Consider the following 21356-nt stretch of genomic DNA (forward strand, 5'->3'; position numbering starts at 1 on the left):
CCGGATTGCAAGGGATTAACCCGGGGCCGCGCTGCGAGGCTTCTCCCGACCCCTCAGTCCCGTTCGGAGCGCATCCGCGCGATCTGGCGATCCAGATCGGCGATGATGCGGTCGCGTATTCTCTGCGAAAGATCGTTTTCCTGCTGGATGTCGGCGCGGGCTTCCTGCATGCCGCGGATCGCATCGGCGCGGGCTTTCTGCGCGATGTCCTTGCCGCAGATGCGGATCGAGATCTTCTTGCGCTGCTTGCCGTCGACGCTGACGGTTTCCTCGCTCGTATTCACCAACTCGCGAGCGCCGCCGCATCCAGTCCCTTCACTTACCTCGACGATCGGCACCATGGCCTGGATCTCGTCTTCGCTCGGCACATTCCTGGAGAACTCGCGATCCACCTTGTAGGCGTAGCGATATCTGCGCGCGTCCGCTGCGGGAGCCGGGATCGACCGGGGTGACGGCGCAGCCACAGGCGCCGGCGGTGCGGGCGGGACCGGCGGCATGCCGGCGAGCGCTGGCGGTGCCGGAGGGGCCGGCGGCGCAGGCACATCGGCGAGCGACGGCGGAGCCGGTGGTGCGGGCGGTGCCGGAGGAGAATCCTCTTCCGCCGCCGCGGCGCTCGTCGCCAGAGCGAGTTGCTGCGAGCGCGTCGCCTTGATCTCAGTATTGCTGGCCGCCGCGAGCGCTGCGGGAACGGCCGAGAGCGACGGCAGCAACGTCGCCTTTTGCGCGATCGGCAACGCTTGGCTCACCTTGGCGCCAACCTGGGCAGCCATCCCCTCGCCCGACGCCGTCAGCGCGAGTCCGGTCAGGACAACGGTGCCGGTGAGCGCGAGGCCGGCGAAGCGGCGGCGCATGCTGGGGGTCTTCTTCGACAACATGGACAATCTCCGTTTCAGACGATCGACAGTGGCGAGGTGGCAGATCGCGGCATAATCCCGCCGACCCGCAGCGCATTTGACCAGCGCGCGGCCATAGGCATGGCCCAGGCCCTTGTCGCGGATCGCATCGATCACGTCGGCGTCGCAGGCCATTTCCTGATCGGTGCGGAACGCGCGATGCGCGATCCAGGCAAGCGGATTGCACCAGTGGAAAGCCAGGAAGCCGAGCGCGACGGCATTGGCGATGAGGTCGCCGCGCCGGTGATGCGCCAGCTCATGCGCCAGCGCCATGGCATGCTCCTCGACATCGAAGCGCGTCAGCGCGTCGTGCGGGAAGATGATGAAGCGTCTGGTGAGGCCGAAGGCGATCGGTCCGCTGATCCGCGGGCTGGCGAGCAGCTTGATGCCCTTGGCGGGAGACCGGCGGACGCGGGCACCAGTGAGGATCTTCTGTGTGAAGCGCCGGTAGCTGATGATCTGCCAGACCGCGAAGCCCAGCGCGCCGATCAGCCACAGGGCCACGAGTGCAAGCATCCAGGACAAGCCGCTGCTCGCAGCCTGCTCCGCCGGCCCGGCATCGAATTGCGTGACGCGCTGCCGGATGAGGTGCGTCAGCGCGCTCCCATGCTGAGTCATATGCGTGAGCGCGGGGGTATCCGGCATCAGCGATGCGATGGGTGGCGACACCATGCGTAGGGCCGGCAGCAGCCAGAGCGCATAGGCGACCTTCGCGCCGAACATCTGCTGGACAGGGTTGCGGAGGAGCATCACGAGCGCGAGCAGCGCGCTTGTGACGATGAGGGTTTCGACGAGCCAGGCGATCATGACTTGAGCGCCTTCAGCAGAGCCTCGATCTCCGCAATGTCCTTGTCGGACAATTGCTGGGTCTCGGCGAGATGGGCGACCAGCGGGGTGACGCGGCCACCGAACAGACGATCGACCAGACGCTGGGACTCGCCGGCGACATAGTCCTCGCGCTCGACCAGGGGACGATAGAGGTAGCGTCGACCGTCCGCCTCATGCGCCACGACGTTCTTGGCGACCAGACGGCCAAGCAGCGTCTTGACGGTTTGAAGGCTCCAGTTGCGCTCGTCGGCGAGCGCGTCGCTTACCTCGATGGCGGTCAGCGGCGCGCGGCGCCACAGCACTTCCATCACGGCATGCTCGGCATCACTGATGCGTTCGGCCATGTCTTGTCCTCCCTACGCAGACTCGACTGACTACAGATGTAGTCATCATCTACGCATGTAGTCAATACTCTTGTGAAGCTGCACGTCAGATGAACAATTGGTCAGACTTGTCGGGGAATTTTACAGGTCCGGAGATGCCGTCGGACCCGTTAACCAGCGATGCCCAGGTTTTCCGTGCTTTGGCGGAACTGGCACGCGGATTGCGAGGTAGAGAGTACACCCGCACTCAGGGGGATGTGGCTGAAGGTCTTCTCGCCCATCCCCCAATTTTTTGCCCGGAAAACGGGCGAAAACTCAGGCGGCGATTACGCCCTGATCGGTGAGAAGCTGCTGCAGCTCGCCCGCTTCATACATTTCCATCATGATGTCCGAACCGCCGAGAAACTCGCCCTTCACATAGAGCTGCGGAATGGTTGGCCAGTCGGAAAAACTCTTGATGCCCTGGCGAACCTCCTGATCCTGCAGCACGTCAACGCTCTCGAACGGCGCGCCGAGACGCTCCAGGATGGCGACGGCGCGGCTCGAGAAACCGCATTGCGGGAAGAGCGGCGTGCCCTTCATGAACAGCACGACGTCATTGTTGCTGACGATCTCGCTGATGCGATCGTGGGCGGTATCGGTCATCGGTCAAATCTCCGGCAGCGGGCAACGGCCCCCTCGCCGCTCCCTATGGATTTCAATTGGGAACGGCCGTCGTCAATTGCAAGGCATGGAGCACACCGCCCATCCGCCCACCAAGCGCGGCATAGACGGCGCGCTGCTGGGCAATGCGGCTCATGCCGCGGAAGCTCTCGGACGTGACGCGGGCGGCATAATGATCGCCGTCGCCGGCCAGATCGGTAATCTCGACCGTCGCATCCGGAATGCCTTCGCGGATCAACGCGGCGATATCGTCGGCAGCCATGGGCATCGGACGGCCCTCAGCCTTCCTGCATGAACTGGCGACGGGCCTCGGCCATCTTGTCGCTCAGCGCCGTGCGGATGCGGCTCTCATCCATATCGACACCGGCCGAGACCAGATCGCCGAGCAGCTTGCGCACGACATCCTCGTCGCCGGCTTCCTCGAAATCGGCCTGGACGACAGCCTTGGCATAGGCGTCGGTTTCTTCCCTGGTGAGGCCCATCAGCTCGGCCGCCCACTCGCCCAGCAGGCGATTGCGGCGTGCGGTGACGCGGAAGGCCAGTTCCTGGTCCTTGGCAAACTTCGTCTCGAACGCTTTCTCGCGATCGTCAAATCCGGTCATGGCTGAGAAATCCTCATATCTCGAATGAATCCAACGTTCCTTAGAAAGAGACCCGCGCGATAGCAACGCGCGGTTTCGCTCCTTCGCCGCCCATTCGTTGCCGGGCGTTTCGATCGACGATTGTGTCCTATGCGCATCCTTCATCCGTTTTGCGAAGTTGCGAAGGTTCGGAAAGTTCGGGGGTCAGACCGAAAGTAAAAGCACTTTCCGCGAGTCGATCCGCGTCCTTCATCTCCTGCGAGCGGAGGATGACAAGGAAACGCGGCTGTAGGACAGCGGATTTTTCAAGCCCCTGCCCTCGCGACCAAGGCGCGTCAGGCGGCTTTGGGCGAGAGCCAGGGGCGCAGCTGCGCATCCTTGCGTTCGAAGGCCGAAATCGCCTTGTCGCGCTCCAGTGTCAGGCCAATCTCGTCGAGGCCGCCGAGCAGGCACATCTTGCGGAACGGATCGATCTCGAAGGTGAAGCGATCCTGGAACGGCGTCGTCACCGTCTGATGCTCGAGATCGATGCTGATCGTGTCGGTCTTGGCGACTTCCACGAGGCGGTCGACGGCTTCCTGCGGCAGCACGACGGTCAGGATGCCGTTCTTGAAGGCATTGCCCGAGAAGATGTCCGAGAAGCTCGGCGCGATCACGGCGGTAACGCCCATGTCGATCAGCGCCCAGGCGGCATGCTCGCGGCTCGACCCGCAGCCGAAATTGTCGCCCGCGACGATGATCGGCGCGCCGGTATAGCGCGGATCGTCGAACACGTTGCCCGGCTCCTTGCGCAGACCCTCGAACGCGCCCCGGCCAAGACCGCTGCGGCTGATCGTCTTCAGCCACTCGGCAGGAATGATGATGTCCGTGTCGACATTCTTCATGCCGAACGGATAGGCGCGGCCTTCGACGTGATTGACGGGTTCCATGGCAATTCCAGCGTAAGTTAGGCTGACAAGCCCGTGACGGATGCTGGTTGGAGCGTCAAGGGATTAGGCCGGCATCGTGCCGCTCGGATTCATCATACCGTTTTCGGAGGTGTCGGTAGGCTATCAAGCTAAGTAAATTGAGAATGATCACGGCAGACACTGTGATGAGCGAAAATCGCCACGCTTCCGCGTCGCTGGGGCATGGGTACTCCAACGTAACCGGCAGGCAGTTGGACCACTTGCCGACAATCAGGAATGCCGCGAGAGGCCACGAAAAGATGCAGAACGAGAGCACAATCGCCATGAGGCAACCGGACAAGACTGGCTTCATATCTGACCGCTGCAGCTATCCGGCCTTCTTCGCGGCAACGGCCGCATCCCAAGTCGTCCATTCGATCGCGCGTCCGGGATAAGCGACTTTCGCGAACGGCCAGTCCTTTTTGATCCAGTTCGTCACCCATGAGTAAAGCTCGGCGTCGAAGCCTGCGTCATATTCCGCCTTGGTGACCCACAGCCGGACCACGGCATCATAGCCGCCGACTGCGCTCGGAGAGACATATACGGAGCCGCGCTCGCGAGAGCCGTCGGGTGTCAGCACGGCATAAGCGAAGGACTCGCGCTTCTCGAACCTGGCCTGCTCGGTTTCCATGTCCTTCATGGCATCGTCATCGGAGATGTTCTTGTGCGGCCAGCTGGTGCTGCGCGTGAACGTCTTCTGCAGATGCTCGATGGACGACATGTAAGCGTCGAAATCCACCTTCACCAAGGCGGGGCCGAGTGGCACGAGCTTGAAGCCGGGGGTCTGCACCAGGGTCGGGACTTTGAAATCGGCGGCAATGAAGGAGGCTTTGATGTCGGATTCCGGTTTTGCGGTGGCCTGGTCCGCGAAGGCCGGGCCGGCGGTCATGGCCAGCATCGCCAAAGCCAGAGTTGCACGTCTGATGCTCGCATTCATCGATCTGCTCAAAGCCTCCGCTTTTATCCGAACCCTCATTCAACTTCGCCTAGCCTTCTGTCGAGCGCAAGGCTTCCTATCCGTCTCGCGACAGGAGAAGGAGGGGGTTACTCGGCGGCCTTGGGGAAGGCAGGCAGTTTCGGCAGCGAGCGGGGATCGTGCTGGATGATCACGGTCGCCTTGAGGGCCGTCGCGATGTCCTTGAAGCGATCGATCGAGACGAGCGAGTCCGCGCGGTTCGTGTTGAACTGCGGGACGCCGGCGTGATCGTAATTTTCCTGGAAATGCACGACATCGCCCGAGAGCAGCACCGGGCCGGTCCTGGGCAGGCGCACCAGCAGGCCGTGATGGCCGGGCGTATGGCCCGGCAGGTTGAGGATGACGACGCTGCCGTCGCCGAACACATCCTTGTCCACGGCCACCTTCTCGACCTTGCCGCCACCGCTGATCCAATTGGCGAGCGGTTTCGGATCGACGCCGGGAGAGAGCGGCTGTGCGGTAAGCGCGTCCCAATCGCCTTGTCCGATCAGCAGAGTTGCGTTCGGGAAGCTGCCGGCCTGCCCGGTATGATCGGCGTGATAATGGCTGATGCCGATAAACTCGACCTTGGCCGGATCGACGCCGAGCTCGGCAAGCTGCTGGAGGATCGTTCTGGGCAGTGCGACCTGCTCGCTTGGCGCGGCAAAGCCTGCGTCCCAGAGCATGGTGCGCTCGCCATGCCGGATGAGATAACAGCTGGCGACGAACGGGAGCTTCAGCGGCGGATTGGAATAAGCGAAGGCATCGGAGAAGCCGCCGACATCTCGGGGCTGCTTGAAGGTGCCGCAGTCGAGGCGGGTCAGCGTGACTTTGGCGGGCGTTGCGGTCGCGGTCTGTGCTTGTGCCGAAGCAGGTGCCGCAGCCGGCAGGCCAGTCAACATCGTCGCAGCCAGAGCCGCGATGCTCATTCCCTTGCGCATACTACCTCCCATCAGGAGGTTCAGTGGCGCGCGGTTTCCTGCTTCGAAGCGGCGTGCCCGAGGCCCACCGCCATCGCGGCGCTGCCGACCGCTCCCAGCACGAGAATCCAGAAAATCTTTTTCATTGCGCCCCTTAACCTCGTTCATTTCCCATTAGGTCGCGAACGTCGGCAAGTCGACCTTTTATTGCGGCTGCGGCGGCCATGACCGGCGAGACGAGATGCGTGCGCGCACCCGGACCCTGACGGCCCATGAAGTTGCGATTGCTGGTCGAGGCACTGCGCTCGCCGCTCGGCACACGGTCCGGGTTCATGCCCAGGCACATGGAGCAGCCCGGCTCACGCCATTCGAAGCCGGCCTCGATGAAGATGCGGTCGAGACCCTCGGCTTCCGCCTGGCGCTTGACGAGGCCGGAGCCGGGCACGACCAGCGCCTGCTTGATGCCGTCGGCAATATGGTGCCCCTTGAGCACGGCGGCGGCAGCGCGCAGATCCTCGATGCGGCTGTTCGTGCAGCTGCCGATGAAGATATGCTCGACGGTGACGTCTTCCATGCGCTGGCCGGCATGGAGACCCATATAATCGAGCGACCGGGCGGCGGCGGCGCGCTTGGCCGGGTCCTCGAAGCTCTCCGGATCGGGCACGGCGCCGGTGATCGGCACGACATCCTCAGGGCTGGTGCCCCAGGTGACGTTGGGCGAGATGTCGGTCGCGTCGAGCCGCACGAACTTGTCGAAACGCGCGCCCTCGTCGGTCACGAGCGTCTTCCACCACTCGATGGCCCGCTCCCATTCCTCGCCGGTCGGCGCCATTGGCCGCCCCTTGAGATAGGCGAAGGTCTTCTCGTCCGGCGCGAACAAGCCCGAGCGCGCCCCGCCCTCGATCGCCATGTTGGCGACGGTGAGGCGACCCTCGATGCTCATGTCGCGGAAGGTCGAGCCGCGATATTCCATGACATGGCCGGTGCCGCCGGCCGTGCCGATCTTACCGATCACGGCGAGGATCACGTCCTTGGGCGTCACGCCATAGCCGAGCGCGCCCTCGACCTCGATGGAGAGCGTCTTGCTGGGCTTCAGCAGCAAGGTCTGCGTGGCCAGCACATGCTCGACCTCGCTGGTGCCGATGCCGAACGCCAGCGATGCCAGCGCGCCGTGCGCGGCGGTGTGACTGTCGCCGCAGACCAAAGTCGTGCCGGGCAAAGTGAAGCCCTGCTCGGGGCCGACGACATGGACGATGCCCTGCTTCTCGTCGGTCGGACCGAAATAGGGAACGCCGAACTCGGGCGCATTGCGCTCCAGCGCGGCGAGCTGCTCGGCGCTTTCCTTGTTGGCGATCGGGATACGATGACCGGCCGCGTCGATGCGGGGTGTCGTTGGCAGGTTGTGATCCGGCACGGCAAGGGTCAGATCCGGACGGCGCACCTTGCGGCTATTGGCGCGCAGGCTCTCAAATGCCTGCGGGCTGGTCACTTCGTGGACGAGGTGGCGGTCGATATAGATGAGACAGGTGCCGTCATCGCGGGTTTCGACGACGTGGGCGTCCCAGATCTTCTCGTAGAGCGTGCGTGGTTTCTCGGTCATTTCGGTGCCGCACTAGCGCTGGCGGACCTTACGGGAAAGCATAAAGTGCCCGGTATCAGGGCTGTGCCGGGCGAGAAAGGCTTTGCGCGAGGAAAGCGCCACTCTGCGCCCGCACCGGGCCGAGCCAGGCCAGTTGCCGCATCAGGGAGAGCAAGGTGGCTTCGTGCGAGAGGCCGTCAAGCAGGACGAGCCGGACCGGGGCGCCTTTGGCGCGGAGTTGTCGGGCAAGCGCGATACTGTTGCGGGGCTTGACGCGGGTGTCGGAGCGACTGGCGAACAGGAGCGTGGGCGGCGCGTCCCGGCGGGCCAGGCGGACGGGTTGTGTGAGCTGCGCGGGCGTGTCGCCGAAGGCGAGCCTCGCGGCCTCGTCTGAATAGGGATAGAAATCATAGGGGCCGGAAATGCCGATGACGGCGCGGATCGTCTGCGGCGGCACATGGGCCTCGGCCAGCCAGCGGTGGTCGAGAGCAAGCAACAAAGTCATGTGGGCACCGGACGAGTGGCCGACGAGCGCTATGCGATCCGGATCCCCGCCCATCGCCGCGATGTTTCTGCGGGTCCAGGCGAGGACCTGGGCGGCATCCTCCATGAAGGCCGGGAAGGGATGCACAGGCAGCTTGCGATAATCGGGGACAATCGCGATGTAGCCGAGCCTGGCGAGTGCCCGGCCGGCGAAGCCATAGGCGGCGGCCGAGCCGTTTCGCCAGGCACCGCCATGGAAGAAGACCACGACTGGGCGTGCGGGTGCTGCTGCCGAAGGGCGCCAGATATCGAGGCGCTGGTCGTGCGTGCCATAGGAAACCCCCTGCCCTGCCCGCTCGACACCGATGCCGCCGCCGGTCATTCGGTCGGCGCCGGACAGGAGGCCGATGGAGGTCAGATCGGGCGCGAGGGGAACCGACCCGCCAACGAAGATGAGCGCGAGAAGCAGGATCGCCCCGGCGAGCCGCTTCAGCCACCGCATCCCTCAGCCCCCAATCGGCCGGGCGAAATCCGCCTCGATCGTGCGCGAGGCCAGCCAGTAATGGAAGGACGACCAGAGATAGAGCGCGGACATGGTCGCCATGGCGAGGCCCAGAGCGACTCCGGGATCGATGCCGCCCGCCGCATAATGGCCGCTCAGCAGGCCGAGGATGACCGGACCGAAGCCGCCGCCGACGAGCGTGTAGATCATGCCGGTGAAGGCTGTGCCGGTGGCGCGCATGCGGGCGCTGAGCATGTTCTGGAAAGTGCCGGCCGTGGGGCCGAGATAGGTGTACTGGAACAGGCCGGTCAGGCCGACGAGAGCGACGATCACCGCGGGTTCGTCGCGCGTGATCGCGAAGGCATAGAGCGGGGCGGAGACCAGCAAGGTGAGCGCGGGCATGAGGGCATAGCCTTTGCGGTTGCCGCGCCGGGCGAAGCGATCCGACAGCCAGCCCGCGCCGAGGATGCTGAGGGTCGAGGGCAGGCTCGCAACGAGGCCCGCGACCAGGCCCGCCTCGACCAGCGTATAGCCAAAACGGCGGATCAGATAGGCGGCGAGGAAGGCGTTGAGGCCGAAGCCGACCATGCTCGCGATCGTCGCCCCGGCCAGCATGTTGCGCATGGTCGGCCAGCGCCAGTAGCGGCCGATCACCGCGCCGACCGGGGGAACGTCCTTGCTTTCGCCGGGCGCATCATGGGCGCCGCGCTTCGGCTCGGCTACGAAAAGCGTGAGCAGCAGCGCAAGGATGAGGCCGGGAATGGCGGCCACGAACAGCGCCACGCGCCAGCCATAGAGCTGCGCGATGAGCGCGCCGCCGCTCGCGCCGAGGAACGCGCCGATCGGCGGGGCGAGATTGAGCGCGGACATCATCGTCGCGCGCTTCTCGCGCGGGAAATAGTCCGAGACGACCGAGTGGGTGGAGGGCAAGCCCACCGCCTCACCGACACCGACGCTGATACGGGCAAGGACGAGCTGCGCGAAATTGTTGGCCAGACCGCATGCGGCCGTCGCGATCGACCAGAGCACGGTGCCGACCGAGATCAGGGTCAGGCGCCGCCGCCGCTCGGCAATGCGCGCGACGACGAGGCCAAGGACGACATTCAGCACGGCGAAGGCCAGGCCATTGACGATGCCGAGCTCGGTATCGGTCAGGCCGAACTCAATGCGCAGCGGCTCGGCCAGCACGTTCATGATGATGCGGTCGATGAAGCCGACGACGCCGATGGACGTGAGCAGCACCAGCGCCAGATAGGGGCGCTCCTTGATCGTCTTGATGGTCATTCCCCTCTCCGCTCCCTTTCTGCCTTGTTGCCCGAGGCTTGCGGGCAAGGGCAACCGGAAAAGGGCGGCAGTCAGCTGCGCGGGGTGAACCGGACGAAGATGCCCTTCTCGGACCGCAGCGTGACGCGACTGATCGGCTCTGGCTTGGGGCCTTCCGGATAGCTGAGTTGGAAATTCTGCACGATCGTGCCGAGTACCAGCATCGCTTCCTGATTGGCGAAGCCCGCGCCGATGCAGACGCGGCGTCCCTTGCCGAAGGGCATGAAGGCGCGGCGGCATGCCTCGGCCTGTTCGGGGTCGGAGAAGCGATCCGGATCGAACGCATGCGGGCAGGAAAAATTGGCTTCGTTGCGCTGAATGAGCCAGGGCGAGATGATGATCATCGATCCGGGCGCCATCTCCTTTTCCCGCATGACCGTGGGCTGCGTAACGGCGCGGATGAAGAAGCTGACCGGCGGATAGAGGCGCAAGGTCTCGTGAAAGACGGCGCGCAGCTTCTCGGCCATCTTGAGCTTCTCGAAGCTCAAGGGCTCCTCACCCATCTCCTCGATCAGCGCATCCTGGAGATGCGGGCACTCAGCGAGCAGATAGAGGCCCCAGCTCATCGCACTGGCCGCCGTCTCGTGCCCTGCCAGGAACACCGTCGAGACCTGATTGACCAGCGCCTTGAGCGTGAAAGGTTCACCCGTTTCAGGGTGCCGGGCTTCGAGCATGGAATGGAGTATATCGTCCGGCCCGGCATCGCCTGAGCTCCGATAGGCGTCGTAGCGCGCCTGAACGATCGGCAGGAAGGTCGCGTGGATATGCCGCACGATGCCGCGCGCGCGCATGAGCAGCAGGCCGATCGGCACGCCATAGGTCTTGAGGATTGCGCCGGTCTGGATGATTCGCTGGAACTTGTGGAAGGATCGAAAGATCTGATCGGAATCGCGCGCGCTGATCGGCTGCGAGAATATCGTGCGGAAGATGATGTCTGCGGCGACATGAGTCATCAGCGGCTCGACGCTGATCGGCTTCGAAAGATCGATCTCGCGCATATGGCTGACCAGATCATCCACCGCACCCCGCATCAGCGGAAACGCCCGACGCAAGCCGGTCTGCGCATAGGCCGGCTTCACCATCTCGCGCTGCGCCTGCCAGTTCGCGCCGTTTGCGGAAAATACGCTGTCGCCGATCAGCGGATCGAGCATTTCCAGCAGATGCTCGTGCTTGGGATAGACATGCTGCCGGTCGTCCAACACCTCATCGACCAGGCTCAACTCGTTCGGCATGTAGATTTGAAGTGCGGGCAGACGCACCTCGCCCATCTTCATGGTGTAGCTCTTCTCGAACAGGCCGTGAATCCAGCTGCGCCAGTTGGTCGCGAAGCGGCGCAGCGCCTTGGCCTTGCTCTTGAGCGGTTCCGGATAAGGCGGCGTGAATGTCATGACTCAGGCCGGCTCGCGCTCAAACGCCGCAATCGAGGCGGCAAGCGGCATGCCGCCGCTGGTCAGGCGGAAATAGTCGAGCGGGGAAATACGCGGGAAGCTGCGCAGATAATCGAAATGCGTCTCATACTTGTTGCGGCGGCGCAGGCGATGCGCCTCGGTATCGGCATATTTGAACCAGCGCGGCGAGAGCGAATGAATGGTCGGGCGGTGCGCCTCCTTCACGGAAACACAGGGATCGAGCAATGCAATGCAGGCGCCGTCTGTGAGTGATCCAAGGTCGAGCCAGAGGAAGTCGCCCCGCGAGACCGTCGAGAGAACCGTCTCATAGCGCGCGGCATCGCGGCGGCAGCCGAGCAGCGGCACGGATGAACCCAATGTCAGCAGCCCGAAACTGGCAGGCATCACCCCGCCATTTTTCTCCAGCAGCGAGGCCATGATCGGCATGGCCAGGATGCCGCCATTGCTGTGCGTGACGAACAGCACTTCATCCCAGTCCTGCGACAATTCTGCCTGGATAGTCTGCGCCATCTCCTCCAGGCGGTCGTCAAGGGCCGGATCGGTCGTGCGCCGTGCGTAGCGATCGTTAAAGATGACGAAGCGCAGGAGCCAGAAGCTCTTGAGCCTATGGATGACGAAGAAGCTCAGAGCGAGGCCGATCACCAGCGCCGGGATGATCCCCACGAGGAGCCAGATCAATCCGATGAGCAGCAGCGGGATCACGACGACGGAGGTCGCCGGATAATAGAAGGCGATCAGCGAGCCCGGCGGGAAGGTGCGGGTGATCGACCAGTCCATGCGCGCCGTGAAGGAGAGCGTGGAGGCGATCGCGCCCCAGAGCAGGCGCAGCGGGTTATGGTCCCATGTCCGCCGGATGATGTCGTCCCAGCCCAGAAAGGTCATGTCGGCGGACGAGCCGGCCGTCTTGTCCTCGACCGTCCAGCGACTGTTCAGCGGCCCGGCCCGGCGCCGGTCGCTGACTACGACCTCATGACCGGAGCGCTCGGCATAAAGCGCGGCCTGCTCGGCATAGAGCTGATGATAGAAGCGGGCGCCCCGGGGGTCATAGCCGCCGAGGTAGAATATCTTCCGCCGAAATCCGTTCAAATCCCCCAAGACCCCCGCCAGCGTTCGTCAGGAGGACGCTGCGATCGCTTCGCCGATCGGCGAGGCATCCCTGTCCCCCTGCTGGCGCGCATACCATGCGTCGAGACGACGGTCCATGATCCGGAACCAGAGCGGCGGCACCAGCGAAATCAGGAACATCGCGGCATAGCCATAGGGCAATTGCGGCGCCTTGTCGTTCTGCTGGAGGCGGTGATAGGGCCGCCGCGCGGCGCTGTGATGTGCGCTGTGGCGACCAAGATTGAACGTGTTGATGTTGGTGATGATGCTGCTCGTGTCCCAGCTGTGGCCGGGACCGGGGGCCTCATATTGCCCATTGGCCAGGCGTTTGCGCAGCAGCCCATAATGCTCGACATAATTGATGCTTTCGAGCAGGCAGACGGCGACGAAGGCCTGCGCGACCATGAAGATCAGCGCGTCTGAACCAAGCGAGCGATAGATCGCGATCAGGAGCAAGGCGAGGAGCGCGTAGATCGACAAGACCCGGGCTGGCCGGAAGCGAATGCCGCTGACCAGGCCGCGCACGATCGATCGGGGGATGAACGCATAGAGATTCTCGCCGCGCCGTGCCGTCGCATGGTCCGCCGGCGTCGCAAAGCGCGGATGATGACCGAGAATATGCTCAACGCAGAAGTGCGGATAGAGCACGGCGGAAAACAGCACCCAGCCTATCCCGCGCTCCCAGGCGGTCGATCGATGGATCAGCTCATGGCCGACGACGATGCCGACATATCCCGTCACGATCCCGACGCTGATCGTCAGGCCGATGAACTCCGCTGTGGTGAGCGTCCAGGACGCGGCAACCCACAGGCCCCATCCCAGTGCGAGCAGCACCGCAGCGCTCGCGGCAACGAGCGCGGCATCATAAGCGCGCTCCTTGCCCGGCGTGAGCCCTTGCAAGGCGATGTCCGAAGGCCAGCGGGACTTGCCGAGCCAACGGTCTGCGATCGGGACGACCCCAAAGGCCAGCAGCGGCAATGTGAAGAAGCCGATCCCGCCCAGCGCAGCGCCCAGGATCAGCAGCGCCACCATCCAGAGGCTGGTAAAATAGGCGAAGGGATAGCGCATCGCGGCCCGACTATTTCAGGTCGCCTGCCGTGCGCAAGGCCTTTCGACCGCCATCGATACCGGCCCGGAGGCGGTTTCGGGCATCTCATCGGGCCAAATGCGCAGGCGCTGCATACGCCAGTTGAGAAATACGGCCGGCAGGCGGATCAGCATGAGTTCGCGGTGAATACGAAGATCGACAAGCCGCTCCCACCAGCGCGGCTGCCGACGCCCGTTGCGCGCCAGCCAGTCGCGATAGGGCATCCAGTGGCTCGGTTCGTCCCGCTCGATCACCCGGAAGATGGCCTTGAGTGCCGGCTCCTTGCGGATGGCGCGTGAGCGCAGCAGAACATCGACCTGCTGCATCCCGCGCTGTTCGGTGAGCATGATGACGCGGCACAGCTTTTCGAACAGCCCTTCCTCGGCCACGATTGCCTCTGTATCCAGCTCGTCGATCGCTCGCCCGAACATGATCCGGACGAAATGATCGATATGGCCACAGGTGCGCGCGACCGCGAGCGGCATGCGGCCCGCGCGCTCGAAATAGCGGCGGAACATCAGATAATGGCGATACTCATCGACCCGATGCTTCTCAACCGCGGCGATGAAGGTCAGATCGTCCGGGCACCGCGCACGGACTGCCTCCAGCACGCGGTCGAGGCTCGTATAGCCCCGATGCTCGTTGTAGAGGTAGATCGACGCCAGAACATCGACATAGCGACGGTGAAAAGCCGGCAGCATGAGGCGCAGAATACGCCTCCGATTGGGGCCTCACAATGGCGGGAAGAAGGCGGAGCGATCACGCCCCGCCCGCTCGCGGATGCACTCAGGCCGTAGCCAGCGCGTTTTCGTACCTGCCGGTGGTCTTTTGCGCGACTTCCTCGGCCGTGACGCCCGGCGCCAGCTCGATCAGGCGGAACGGCGAGTCATGATCCGGCCGCTGGAAGACGGCGAGATCGGTAACGATCATATCGACCACATTCTTGCCGGTGAGCGGCAGGGTGCAATCCGGGATGAACTTGGGACTGCCATCCTTGGCATTATGCTCCATGACGACGATGATCTTCTTGACGCCGGCGACGAGGTCCATCGCGCCGCCCATGCCCTTGATCATCTTGCCGGGGATCATCCAGTTAGCGATGTCGCCCTTCTCGCTTACTTCCATCGCGCCCAGCACGGTGAGGTCGATGTGGCCGCCGCGGATCATCGCGAAGCTGTCCGCCGACGAGAAATAGACCGAATTGGGCAGCTCGCTGATCGTCTGCTTGCCGGCATTGATGAGATCGGGATCGACCTCGTCATCATAAGGGAACGGGCCGATACCGAGCATGCCGTTCTCAGACTGGAGCGTCACCTCGACGCCGGCCGGGATGTGGTTCGCAACCAGGGTCGGAATGCCGATGCCGAGATTGACGTAGAAGCCGTCCTTGAGTTCCTGCGCCGCGCGCGCGGCCATCTCATCACGAGTCCAAGGCATTATGCGGCCTCCCTCTGGCGAACGGTGCGGAATTCGATCTTCTTGTCGTAAGGCGCGCCGATGACCATGCGCTTCACATAGATGCCCGGCAGGTGGATCGAGTCCGGATCGAGGCTGCCGACCGGCACCACTTCCTCGACTTCGGCCACGCAGACCTTGCCGGCGGTCGCCATCGGCTGATTGAAATTGCGGGCGGTCTTGCGGAAGATCAGGTTACCCGCCTCGTCCGCCTTCCAGCCCTTGATGATGCAGAGGTCCGCATAGATGCCGCGCTCCAGCACATAATCCTGGCCGTCGAAATTCTTGGTTTCCTTGCCCTCGGCCACCAAAGTGCCCACGCCCGTCTTGGTGTAGAAGCCCGGAATGCCCGCGCCGCCGGCCCGGCAGCGCTCGGCCAGCGTGCCCTGCGGGCAGAACTCGACCTCGAGCTCGCCGGAGAGATACTGGCGCTCAAACTCCTTGTTCTCGCCGACATAGGAACTGATCATCTTCTTGATCTGGCGCGTGCGCAGCAGCTTGCCGAGACCCTCATTGTCGATGCCGGCATTGTTGGAAGCGACAGTCAGATCCGTCACGCCCGACTCGCGAATGGCGTCGATCAGCCGCTCCGGAATACCGCAGAGGCCAAAGCCGCCCGCGCAGATCTGCATGCCGTCGAACAGCAGGCCGTCGAGCGCGGCCTTCGCATCGGGGTAAAGTTTCTTCATGGGCGACTCCCGGAGTGGAACGATACCAATATTGCGCCGCCCATAGGATGCACGTGCATTTCGGTCAAACATGAGTGAATCGTTGAAATTCGAAACGACCATATCTGTTGCGTGCGTGCAATCTTTTCTGCCGTTTCGCTCATCGCAGCCAGCGATAGCGGACGTCGGGAAGCTTCTCCTCATTGCCTTCGCCATCGGTGAACTCGACAGCCATGAAGCCGTGCCGCTCGTAGAAACGCCGGGCACCCAGATTGGCTTGGAACGTCCAGAGCTGGAGGCCAGCGCGCTGCGCTTTGACCGTATCGAGCATGGCAGAGCCGATCCCCCGCCCGTGCCAATCGGGATCGACATGAAGCTGGTTGATCCACCCCGGCGCGAGAGCGATCTGGCCGACAAGAGCCTGATCCGCAAAAGCTCCGATGATCTCGCCGTTGGGAAAGAGCTGCTCGCGCCAATGCGCCCGATCCTCCTCGGCGCTATGCAGATGCTCGTCGAAGCAGGCGACGGTGAGCATCGCGCGGCGAAATATCGCGGCGGCTGCATCGATGTCCGTAAGGCCGAGCGGCCGGATCGTGATGCGCGACATGCTTCTCAGCCCTCCCAGCGTCGGGCCTATGTAGCTTCGAAAGACCGATCAACCCAAGCGAACAGGCCATCCGACATGGGGTCGGATGGCCTGCCGTGCTGCCCCGCCGGAGCCCTTTCCCGCGGTGCGATATAAATCGGCTCAGATCTTGTCGCCAAGCGCGCCTTTGATCGATCCCTTGACCTGCTGGGCCTTGCCCTTCAGTTCCTGACCGACACCTTCGGCCTTCTTGTCGGGATCGTTCTTGCGTTCGCCCTCGATCTGCTTGGCATTGCCGGCGATCTCGTTGCCGATACCCTTCACCTTGTCGATCAGTTCGCCCATGATACTCTCCATCGTCGTTCAGTTATGAAAAGAACGGCCGGCGGTTTCACGGGTTCCTTGATTTTCAGGGATTTGCGACGAGCCGAAGCTGCCTAGATCAATCCCGCCAGCGGGCTTGAGGGGTCCGCATACATGCGCCGGCCCATGCGTCCGGCGAGATAGGCCATGCGCCCCGCATCGACCGCAGCCTTCATTGCGCCGGCCATCAGGATCGGGTCCTTGGCCTCGGCAATGGCGGTGTTCATCAGAACGCCGGTGCAGCCCAGCTCCATCGCGACCGCAGCATCCGACGCGGTGCCGACGCCCGCATCGACCAGCACCGGCAGCTTGGTGCCTTCCACGATGAGACGGACCGTCACCTTGTTCTGGAGGCCAAGGCCCGATCCGATCGGCGCGCCGAGCGGCATGATCGCGACGGCACCTGCATCCTCGAGCTGCTTGGCGGCAATGGGATCGTCCGTGCAATAGACCATCGGCTTGAAGCCTTCCTTGGCCAGCACTTCGGTCGCGCGGATGGTCTCTACCATGTTCGGGTAAAGCGTGCGTGCTTCGCCGAGCACTTCCAGCTTCACCAGATCCCAGCCACCTGCCTCGCGCGCCAGGCGCAGGGTGCGGATCGCGTCCTCGGCCGTGAAACAGCCGGCCGTGTTGGGGAGATAGGTGATCACCCTGGGATCGATGAAGTCGGTCAGCATCGGCGCCTTGGGATCGCTGATGTTCACGCGGCGAACGGCGACCGTGACTATCTCGGCGCCCGATGCCTCGACGGCGGCCGCGTTCTGCGCGAAATCCTTGTACTTGCCGGTGCCGACGATCAGCCGCGAATTGAAGGTCTTGCCGGCGACCGACCAGCTGTCGTTGTTCAGCACGGACATTCCATCTCCTCCGCCCACGAAGTGGACGATCTCCAGCTCGTCGCCGTCCTCGACGATCACGCTGTCCAGCGTTCCGCGCGGCACGACTTCCAGATTGCGCTCGACGGCAACCTTCTCCGGCGCGAGGCCGAGCTCGGCAGCAAGCTGGGCCAGCGTCAGGCCGGCGCGCACGCGGCGATGCTCGCCATTCACATGGATGCCGATGGTCCCGTCCACGCTCATCGCCTCGATGCACCTTTTCCTTTGAGGGCCGTCCCGGCCGCCATATAGGGAGGCCCCGGACGCTCGCAACCAAAAGGACAGGATCGCTCATGACGACGCCGCGAAAAATCTTCGTGCTGAACGGCCCCAATCTCAATCTGCTCGGCACGCGCGAGCCGGAGATTTACGGCTATGACACGCTCGATGACATCGCCGATCGCATGGAAGACGAGGCACGCCGGGCGAATACGGAGATCGACTTTCGCCAGTCCAACCATGAGGGGCATCTGATCGACTGGCTGCACGAGGCCAATGCCGAGAGTGCGACGGCGGTGATCCTGAATGCAGGCGCCCTCACCCACACCTCCCTGGCGCTCTACGACGCGATACGCGCGATTACCGTGCCGGTGATCGAGGTCCATATTTCCAACCCCGCGGCGCGCGAGGCCTATCGGCATCACAGCTATGTCGGCATGGCCGCGAAGGGATCGATCGCGGGCTTTGGTCCGTTGGGCTATATGCTGGCGCTCGAAGCCGCGCTGGAAATGGACTGACCGCGATTTCCGTTGAAGCTGTTGCCTTATGGGCGGAAGGGCAATAGGCCCTGCGCCCATTCCAAGAAACAGAATAGACCTTCAAGGGACATAGAATGGCCGACAAGACCGACAGCAATGGCAGCGCAATGCAGGTGGACGTGAAGCTCGTGCGCGAACTCGCCAAGATGCTCGATGCGACCAACCTGACCGAAATCGAAGTGGCCGACGGCGATCGCAAGATCCGCGTCGCGCGCAAGCCCGCCGCGCAAGCGGCGAGCTATGCCGCGCCCGTCGCAGCCGCTGCTCCGGCCTCCGCGCCTGTCGCGGCTGCTCCGGCACCCGCTGCTGCTGCGCCGGCCGCCGGCGCTGCCGCTGCTGCCGGCACCGTCAAATCGCCGATGGTCGGCACCTGCTACCTCGCACCCGATCCGGAAGCCGCGCCTTTCGTGAAGGTCGGTGACAGCGTGAAGGCGGGCCAGACGCTGCTGATCGTCGAGGCGATGAAGGTGATGAACCCCATCAGCGCGCCAAGCGCCGGCACGGTGCAGGCGATCCTCGTCGAGAGCGGCCAGCCGGTCGAATATGATCAGCCGCTGATCGTGGTCGCTTGAGGCGCTTGAGATCATGAGCATCGAGAAGCTGCTGATCGCCAATCGCGGCGAGATTGCCTTGCGCATCCATCGCGCCTGCCACGAGATGGGCATCAAGACGGTGGCAGTGCATTCGACGGCGGACGCCGACGCCATGCATGTCCGCTTGGCCGACCAGGCCGTCTGCATCGGGCCGCCAGCTGCGCGCGACAGCTATCTCAACATTCCGGCGATCATCTCCGCCGCCGAGATTTCGGGCGCGGATGCGATCCATCCCGGCTACGGCTTCCTCTCGGAGAATGCCCAGTTCGCCGAGATCGTCGAGGCGCACGGCCTGATCTTCGTCGGCCCCAAGCCCGAGCATATCCGCGTCATGGGCGACAAGGTCGAGGCGAAGCGCACCGCCGGTTCTCTCGGGCTGCCCCTTGTCCCCGGATCGGCCGGCGCGATCGAGGACGTGGTCGAAGCCAAGGCGATCGCGCGGGACATCGGCTATCCGGTCATCATCAAGGCGGCGTCGGGCGGTGGCGGGCGCGGCATGAAGGTCTGCGCGTCAGAAGACGAGCTCGAGTCCCTGATGCAGCAGGCCGGCAGTGAGGCGAAGGCCGCATTCGGCGATGCGACCGTCTATCTCGAGAAATATCTGGGCGATCCGCGTCATATTGAATTCCAGATCTTCGGCGACGGCGAGGGCAACGCCATTCATCTTGGCGAGCGCGACTGCTCGCTGCAGCGGCGTCACCAGAAGGTGCTGGAAGAAGCCCCGTCCCCGGTCATTTCCAAGGCCGAGCGCGACCGCATGGGCGGGATCGTCAGCAAGGCCATGGCCGACATGGGCTATCGCGGCGCCGGCACGATCGAGTTCCTCTACGAGAATGGCGAGTTCTACTTCATCGAGATGAACACGCGCATTCAGGTCGAGCATCCAGTAACCGAAATGATCACCGGCTTCGATCTCGTCCGCGAGCAGATCCGCATTGCCGAGGGCCGTCCGCTCTCGGTCGCGCAGGAGGATCTCGTCTTCTCCGGTCACGCCATCGAGTGCCGCATCAATGCCGAGGACCCGGAGACGTTCGCGCCCTCCCCCGGCAAGGTGCAGATGCTCCATGTGCCCGGCGGCATGCATGTCCGCGTCGATAGCGCGCTCTACCAAGGCTATAATGTGCCGCCTTATTACGACAGCATGATCGGCAAGCTGATCGTCTATGGCCGCACGCGCGAAGGCTGCCTTATGCGCCTCAAGCGCGCGCTCGAAGAGTTCGTGATCGAGGGCATGAAGACCACGATCCCGCTGCACCAGCGCCTGATCGCCGATCAGGACGTCCAGAACGGCGACTATTCGATCAAGTGGCTGGAGGAATGGCTGGAGCGGCAGAAGGCAGATTGATTGGCATGGTAACGTGACCTCGATTTCCGAGTACTGGGATCGTTGGAAACGAAGGCGTTTCGGTCGCTATCGCGTAGAGGATCCTCGACCGATTGCTGCGACTTCACCTTACACCTTCTTCCTGCCTTCCGAAAATGAGCTACTGGCACTCGCACCAGGCGATCGGGTCAAATTGACATTCGTTGGCGAGCCGGGCGGCAAGACCTATGGCGCGGAGCGCATGTGGGTGACGATTACCGAGCTATTTGGCTCGACGCTCTCTGGTCGTCTCGACAACGTTCCGTTCGAGTTGCACCAGCTTCGCGTCGGCGACGGCGTTCGCTTCGAGCGAAGTCAGGTGCTCGACATTCAGTGGAACGAAGACAGAGAGAGGGCACCGCCGAGCGCACCACCATATCGGGAATATTGGGATCACTGCTTCGTCGATCGCGGCGTGCTCGATGGCGAGATGCCGGTCTATTATCTCTATCGCGAGACACCTGACGATCAGGGAGACGACAAATATCCGGACAGTGGCTGGCGATTTCGCGGTGATTGGCGTGGCGTTACCGAAGAAGAGTTCCAAGCTTGGGAATTCGACTATATCGCGATCGGGAAGGTGCTTAATGCGGACGATAGTTGGGTCCATCTGATCGATGCGCCGATTGGTTCAGCCTTCATCCGCAACGACAAGACGAACGAATTCATTCGCTGCGAGGACAATGAATGAAAGCTACCATCTATCACAATCCGCGCTGCTCGAAGTCGCGCGAGACGCTGGCGATCCTGCAAGAAGCGCCGGGCGTCCAGGTTGAGATCGTCGAGTATCTCAGGACGCCGCCGAGCCGCGCCAAGCTGGCGTCGCTCTATGAGCGTGCCGGGATCACGCCGCGCGAGGGGCTGCGGAAGGCCGAGGATGGCGCGAAGGCGCTGGGCGGTGCCAGCGACGACGCAATCCTCGATGCGATGAATCGCGGACCCGATCCTGATCGAGCGCCCGCTGGTCGAGACGGATAAGGGCGTACGGCTTGGCCGGCCGCCGGAGCGGGTGAAGGAAATTCTCTAACGTCCTCCGACACCCCAGCGAACGTTGACGTGTCGTCCGGTAGCAGAGCGCGTTACCGCCAGAGATCCCAG

Annotated in this window: 24 protein-coding genes and 1 pseudogene; 5 read left to right on the forward strand and 20 right to left on the reverse strand. The window is 63.6% G+C overall.

Annotated elements, in window-relative coordinates:
• Positions 1-53: 53 nt before the first annotated feature.
• The 20 genes from KM135_RS12995 to thiS form a co-directional block, all read right to left on the reverse strand.
• Positions 54-1700 carry a M56 family metallopeptidase gene (locus KM135_RS12995; RefSeq protein WP_221714443.1) on the reverse strand — a complete coding sequence of 549 codons (1647 nt, stop codon included), beginning with the start codon at positions 1698-1700 and terminating at the stop codon, positions 54-56.
• Positions 1697-2065 carry a BlaI/MecI/CopY family transcriptional regulator gene (locus KM135_RS13000; RefSeq protein WP_221714444.1) on the reverse strand — a complete coding sequence of 123 codons (369 nt, stop codon included), beginning with the start codon at positions 2063-2065 and terminating at the stop codon, positions 1697-1699. The genes KM135_RS12995 and KM135_RS13000 overlap by 4 nt, the downstream gene beginning before the upstream one ends.
• 294 nt (positions 2066-2359) lie before the next feature.
• Positions 2360-2689, reverse strand: a complete 330-nt coding sequence (gene grxD, locus KM135_RS13005; protein ID WP_221714445.1) for a Grx4 family monothiol glutaredoxin — start codon at positions 2687-2689, stop codon at positions 2360-2362.
• Between the two features lie 52 nt (positions 2690-2741).
• Entirely contained in the window at positions 2742-2975 is a 234-nt protein-coding gene (locus KM135_RS13010; RefSeq protein WP_221714446.1) for a BolA/IbaG family iron-sulfur metabolism protein, read from the reverse strand.
• 10 nt (positions 2976-2985) lie between these two features.
• Positions 2986-3309, reverse strand: a complete 324-nt coding sequence (locus KM135_RS13015; protein ID WP_221714447.1) for a DUF1476 domain-containing protein — start codon at positions 3307-3309, stop codon at positions 2986-2988.
• A 314-nt stretch (positions 3310-3623) separates the two neighbouring features.
• Positions 3624-4217 (reverse strand): 3-isopropylmalate dehydratase small subunit, encoded by a 594-nt coding sequence (gene leuD, locus KM135_RS13020; RefSeq protein ID WP_221714448.1) that lies wholly within the window; start codon positions 4215-4217, stop codon positions 3624-3626.
• 346 nt (positions 4218-4563) lie between these two features.
• Positions 4564-5124, reverse strand: a complete 561-nt coding sequence (locus tag KM135_RS13025) for a twin-arginine translocation pathway signal protein (RefSeq protein ID WP_425517038.1) — start codon at positions 5122-5124, stop codon at positions 4564-4566.
• A gap of 155 nt (positions 5125-5279) precedes the next feature.
• A complete protein-coding gene (locus KM135_RS13030) occupies positions 5280-6131 on the reverse strand; it encodes an N-acyl homoserine lactonase family protein (RefSeq protein WP_246606052.1) in 852 nt (283 codons plus the stop codon).
• Positions 6132-6264: 133 nt separating this feature from the next.
• Positions 6265-7710 carry a 3-isopropylmalate dehydratase large subunit gene (gene leuC, locus KM135_RS13035; protein ID WP_221714450.1) on the reverse strand — a complete coding sequence of 482 codons (1446 nt, stop codon included), beginning with the start codon at positions 7708-7710 and terminating at the stop codon, positions 6265-6267.
• A gap of 55 nt (positions 7711-7765) precedes the next feature.
• Positions 7766-8674, reverse strand: a complete 909-nt coding sequence (locus KM135_RS13040) for an alpha/beta hydrolase (protein WP_221714451.1) — start codon at positions 8672-8674, stop codon at positions 7766-7768.
• Between the two features lie 3 nt (positions 8675-8677).
• Positions 8678-9958: an MFS transporter gene (locus KM135_RS13045; protein WP_221714452.1), complete on the reverse strand. Its 1281-nt coding sequence runs from the start codon at positions 9956-9958 to the stop codon at positions 8678-8680.
• Between the two features lie 71 nt (positions 9959-10029).
• On the reverse strand, positions 10030-11385 hold the full coding sequence (locus KM135_RS13050) for a cytochrome P450 (protein WP_221714453.1): 1356 nt from the start codon (positions 11383-11385) through the stop codon (positions 10030-10032).
• Positions 11386-11388: 3 nt separating this feature from the next.
• Entirely contained in the window at positions 11389-12501 is a 1113-nt protein-coding gene (locus KM135_RS13055; protein ID WP_246606054.1) for a hypothetical protein, read from the reverse strand.
• Positions 12502-12519: 18 nt separating this feature from the next.
• Positions 12520-13578 carry an alkane 1-monooxygenase gene (locus KM135_RS13060; protein WP_221714454.1) on the reverse strand — a complete coding sequence of 353 codons (1059 nt, stop codon included), beginning with the start codon at positions 13576-13578 and terminating at the stop codon, positions 12520-12522.
• A 15-nt stretch (positions 13579-13593) separates the two neighbouring features.
• On the reverse strand, positions 13594-14298 hold the full coding sequence (locus tag KM135_RS13065) for a ferritin-like domain-containing protein (protein ID WP_221714455.1): 705 nt from the start codon (positions 14296-14298) through the stop codon (positions 13594-13596).
• Positions 14299-14383: 85 nt separating this feature from the next.
• A complete protein-coding gene (locus tag KM135_RS13070; protein WP_221714456.1) occupies positions 14384-15034 on the reverse strand; it encodes a CoA transferase subunit B in 651 nt (216 codons plus the stop codon).
• Positions 15034-15741: a CoA transferase subunit A gene (locus tag KM135_RS13075; RefSeq protein ID WP_221714457.1), complete on the reverse strand. Its 708-nt coding sequence runs from the start codon at positions 15739-15741 to the stop codon at positions 15034-15036. Before KM135_RS13075 ends, KM135_RS13070 begins: the two co-directional genes overlap by 1 nt.
• A 139-nt stretch (positions 15742-15880) precedes the next feature.
• On the reverse strand, positions 15881-16327 hold the full coding sequence (locus tag KM135_RS13080; RefSeq protein ID WP_221714458.1) for a GNAT family N-acetyltransferase: 447 nt from the start codon (positions 16325-16327) through the stop codon (positions 15881-15883).
• Positions 16328-16468: 141 nt separating this feature from the next.
• The gene (locus tag KM135_RS13085; protein WP_221714459.1) at positions 16469-16651 is read right to left on the reverse strand and encodes a CsbD family protein; all 183 of its coding nucleotides are present in this window, start codon (positions 16649-16651) and stop codon (positions 16469-16471) included.
• A gap of 92 nt (positions 16652-16743) precedes the next feature.
• Entirely contained in the window at positions 16744-17748 is a 1005-nt protein-coding gene (thiS, locus tag KM135_RS13090; RefSeq protein WP_221714460.1) for a sulfur carrier protein ThiS, read from the reverse strand.
• 89 nt (positions 17749-17837) lie between these two features.
• On the opposite strand from thiS, the gene aroQ reads away from it, so the two are divergent.
• The 5 genes and pseudogenes from aroQ to arsC all read left to right on the forward strand — a co-directional run bounded on the left by aroQ (position 17838) and on the right by arsC (position 21285).
• The gene (gene aroQ / locus KM135_RS13095) at positions 17838-18281 is read left to right on the forward strand and encodes a type II 3-dehydroquinate dehydratase (protein ID WP_221714461.1); all 444 of its coding nucleotides are present in this window, start codon (positions 17838-17840) and stop codon (positions 18279-18281) included.
• Positions 18282-18376: 95 nt separating this feature from the next.
• Positions 18377-18874, forward strand: coding sequence for an acetyl-CoA carboxylase biotin carboxyl carrier protein (accB, locus tag KM135_RS13100; protein ID WP_221714462.1), 498 nt, complete (start codon positions 18377-18379; stop codon positions 18872-18874).
• Between the two features lie 13 nt (positions 18875-18887).
• Complete coding sequence (accC, locus tag KM135_RS13105) at positions 18888-20240, forward strand: acetyl-CoA carboxylase biotin carboxylase subunit (RefSeq protein ID WP_221714463.1); 1353 nt, start codon at positions 18888-18890, stop codon at positions 20238-20240.
• Between the two features lie 13 nt (positions 20241-20253).
• Positions 20254-20949 (forward strand): immunity protein Imm33 domain-containing protein, encoded by a 696-nt coding sequence (locus tag KM135_RS13110; RefSeq protein ID WP_221714464.1) that lies wholly within the window; start codon positions 20254-20256, stop codon positions 20947-20949.
• Positions 20946-21285: pseudogene (arsC, locus tag KM135_RS13115) on the forward strand (arsenate reductase (glutaredoxin)). The gene KM135_RS13110 and the pseudogene arsC overlap by 4 nt, the downstream one beginning before the upstream one ends.
• Positions 21286-21356 lie beyond the last annotated feature (71 nt).

The sequence above is a fragment of the Sphingobium xanthum genome, assembly GCF_019737615.1.
In the GTDB taxonomy this organism is placed as follows: Bacteria; Pseudomonadota; Alphaproteobacteria; order Sphingomonadales; family Sphingomonadaceae; genus Sphingobium; species Sphingobium xanthum.

Bases quoted from the DNA above. Each gene is read 5' to 3' on its own strand.
- KM135_RS12995 (WP_221714443.1), bottom strand. From the start codon at position 1,700: ATGATCGCCTGGCTCGTCGAAACCCTCATCGTCACAAGCGCGCTGCTC.
- KM135_RS13000 (WP_221714444.1), bottom strand. From the start codon at position 2,065: ATGGCCGAACGCATCAGTGATGCCGAGCATGCCGTGATGGAAGTGCTG.
- grxD (WP_221714445.1), bottom strand. From the start codon at position 2,689: ATGACCGATACCGCCCACGATCGCATCAGCGAGATCGTCAGCAACAAT.
- KM135_RS13010 (WP_221714446.1), bottom strand. From the start codon at position 2,975: ATGCCCATGGCTGCCGACGATATCGCCGCGTTGATCCGCGAAGGCATT.
- KM135_RS13015 (WP_221714447.1), bottom strand. From the start codon at position 3,309: ATGACCGGATTTGACGATCGCGAGAAAGCGTTCGAGACGAAGTTTGCC.
- leuD (WP_221714448.1), bottom strand. From the start codon at position 4,217: ATGGAACCCGTCAATCACGTCGAAGGCCGCGCCTATCCGTTCGGCATG.
- KM135_RS13025 (WP_425517038.1), bottom strand. From the start codon at position 5,124: ATGACCGCCGGCCCGGCCTTCGCGGACCAGGCCACCGCAAAACCGGAA.
- KM135_RS13030 (WP_246606052.1), bottom strand. From the start codon at position 6,131: ATGCGCAAGGGAATGAGCATCGCGGCTCTGGCTGCGACGATGTTGACT.
- leuC (WP_221714450.1), bottom strand. From the start codon at position 7,710: ATGACCGAGAAACCACGCACGCTCTACGAGAAGATCTGGGACGCCCAC.
- KM135_RS13040 (WP_221714451.1), bottom strand. From the start codon at position 8,674: ATGCGGTGGCTGAAGCGGCTCGCCGGGGCGATCCTGCTTCTCGCGCTC.
- KM135_RS13045 (WP_221714452.1), bottom strand. From the start codon at position 9,958: ATGACCATCAAGACGATCAAGGAGCGCCCCTATCTGGCGCTGGTGCTG.
- KM135_RS13050 (WP_221714453.1), bottom strand. From the start codon at position 11,385: ATGACATTCACGCCGCCTTATCCGGAACCGCTCAAGAGCAAGGCCAAG.
- KM135_RS13060 (WP_221714454.1), bottom strand. From the start codon at position 13,578: ATGCGCTATCCCTTCGCCTATTTTACCAGCCTCTGGATGGTGGCGCTG.
- KM135_RS13065 (WP_221714455.1), bottom strand. From the start codon at position 14,298: ATGCTGCCGGCTTTTCACCGTCGCTATGTCGATGTTCTGGCGTCGATC.
- KM135_RS13070 (WP_221714456.1), bottom strand. From the start codon at position 15,034: ATGCCTTGGACTCGTGATGAGATGGCCGCGCGCGCGGCGCAGGAACTC.
- KM135_RS13075 (WP_221714457.1), bottom strand. From the start codon at position 15,741: ATGAAGAAACTTTACCCCGATGCGAAGGCCGCGCTCGACGGCCTGCTG.
- KM135_RS13080 (WP_221714458.1), bottom strand. From the start codon at position 16,327: ATGTCGCGCATCACGATCCGGCCGCTCGGCCTTACGGACATCGATGCA.
- KM135_RS13085 (WP_221714459.1), bottom strand. From the start codon at position 16,651: ATGGGCGAACTGATCGACAAGGTGAAGGGTATCGGCAACGAGATCGCC.
- thiS (WP_221714460.1), bottom strand. From the start codon at position 17,748: ATGAGCGTGGACGGGACCATCGGCATCCATGTGAATGGCGAGCATCGC.
- aroQ (WP_221714461.1), top strand. From the start codon at position 17,838: ATGACGACGCCGCGAAAAATCTTCGTGCTGAACGGCCCCAATCTCAAT.
- accB (WP_221714462.1), top strand. From the start codon at position 18,377: ATGGCCGACAAGACCGACAGCAATGGCAGCGCAATGCAGGTGGACGTG.
- accC (WP_221714463.1), top strand. From the start codon at position 18,888: ATGAGCATCGAGAAGCTGCTGATCGCCAATCGCGGCGAGATTGCCTTG.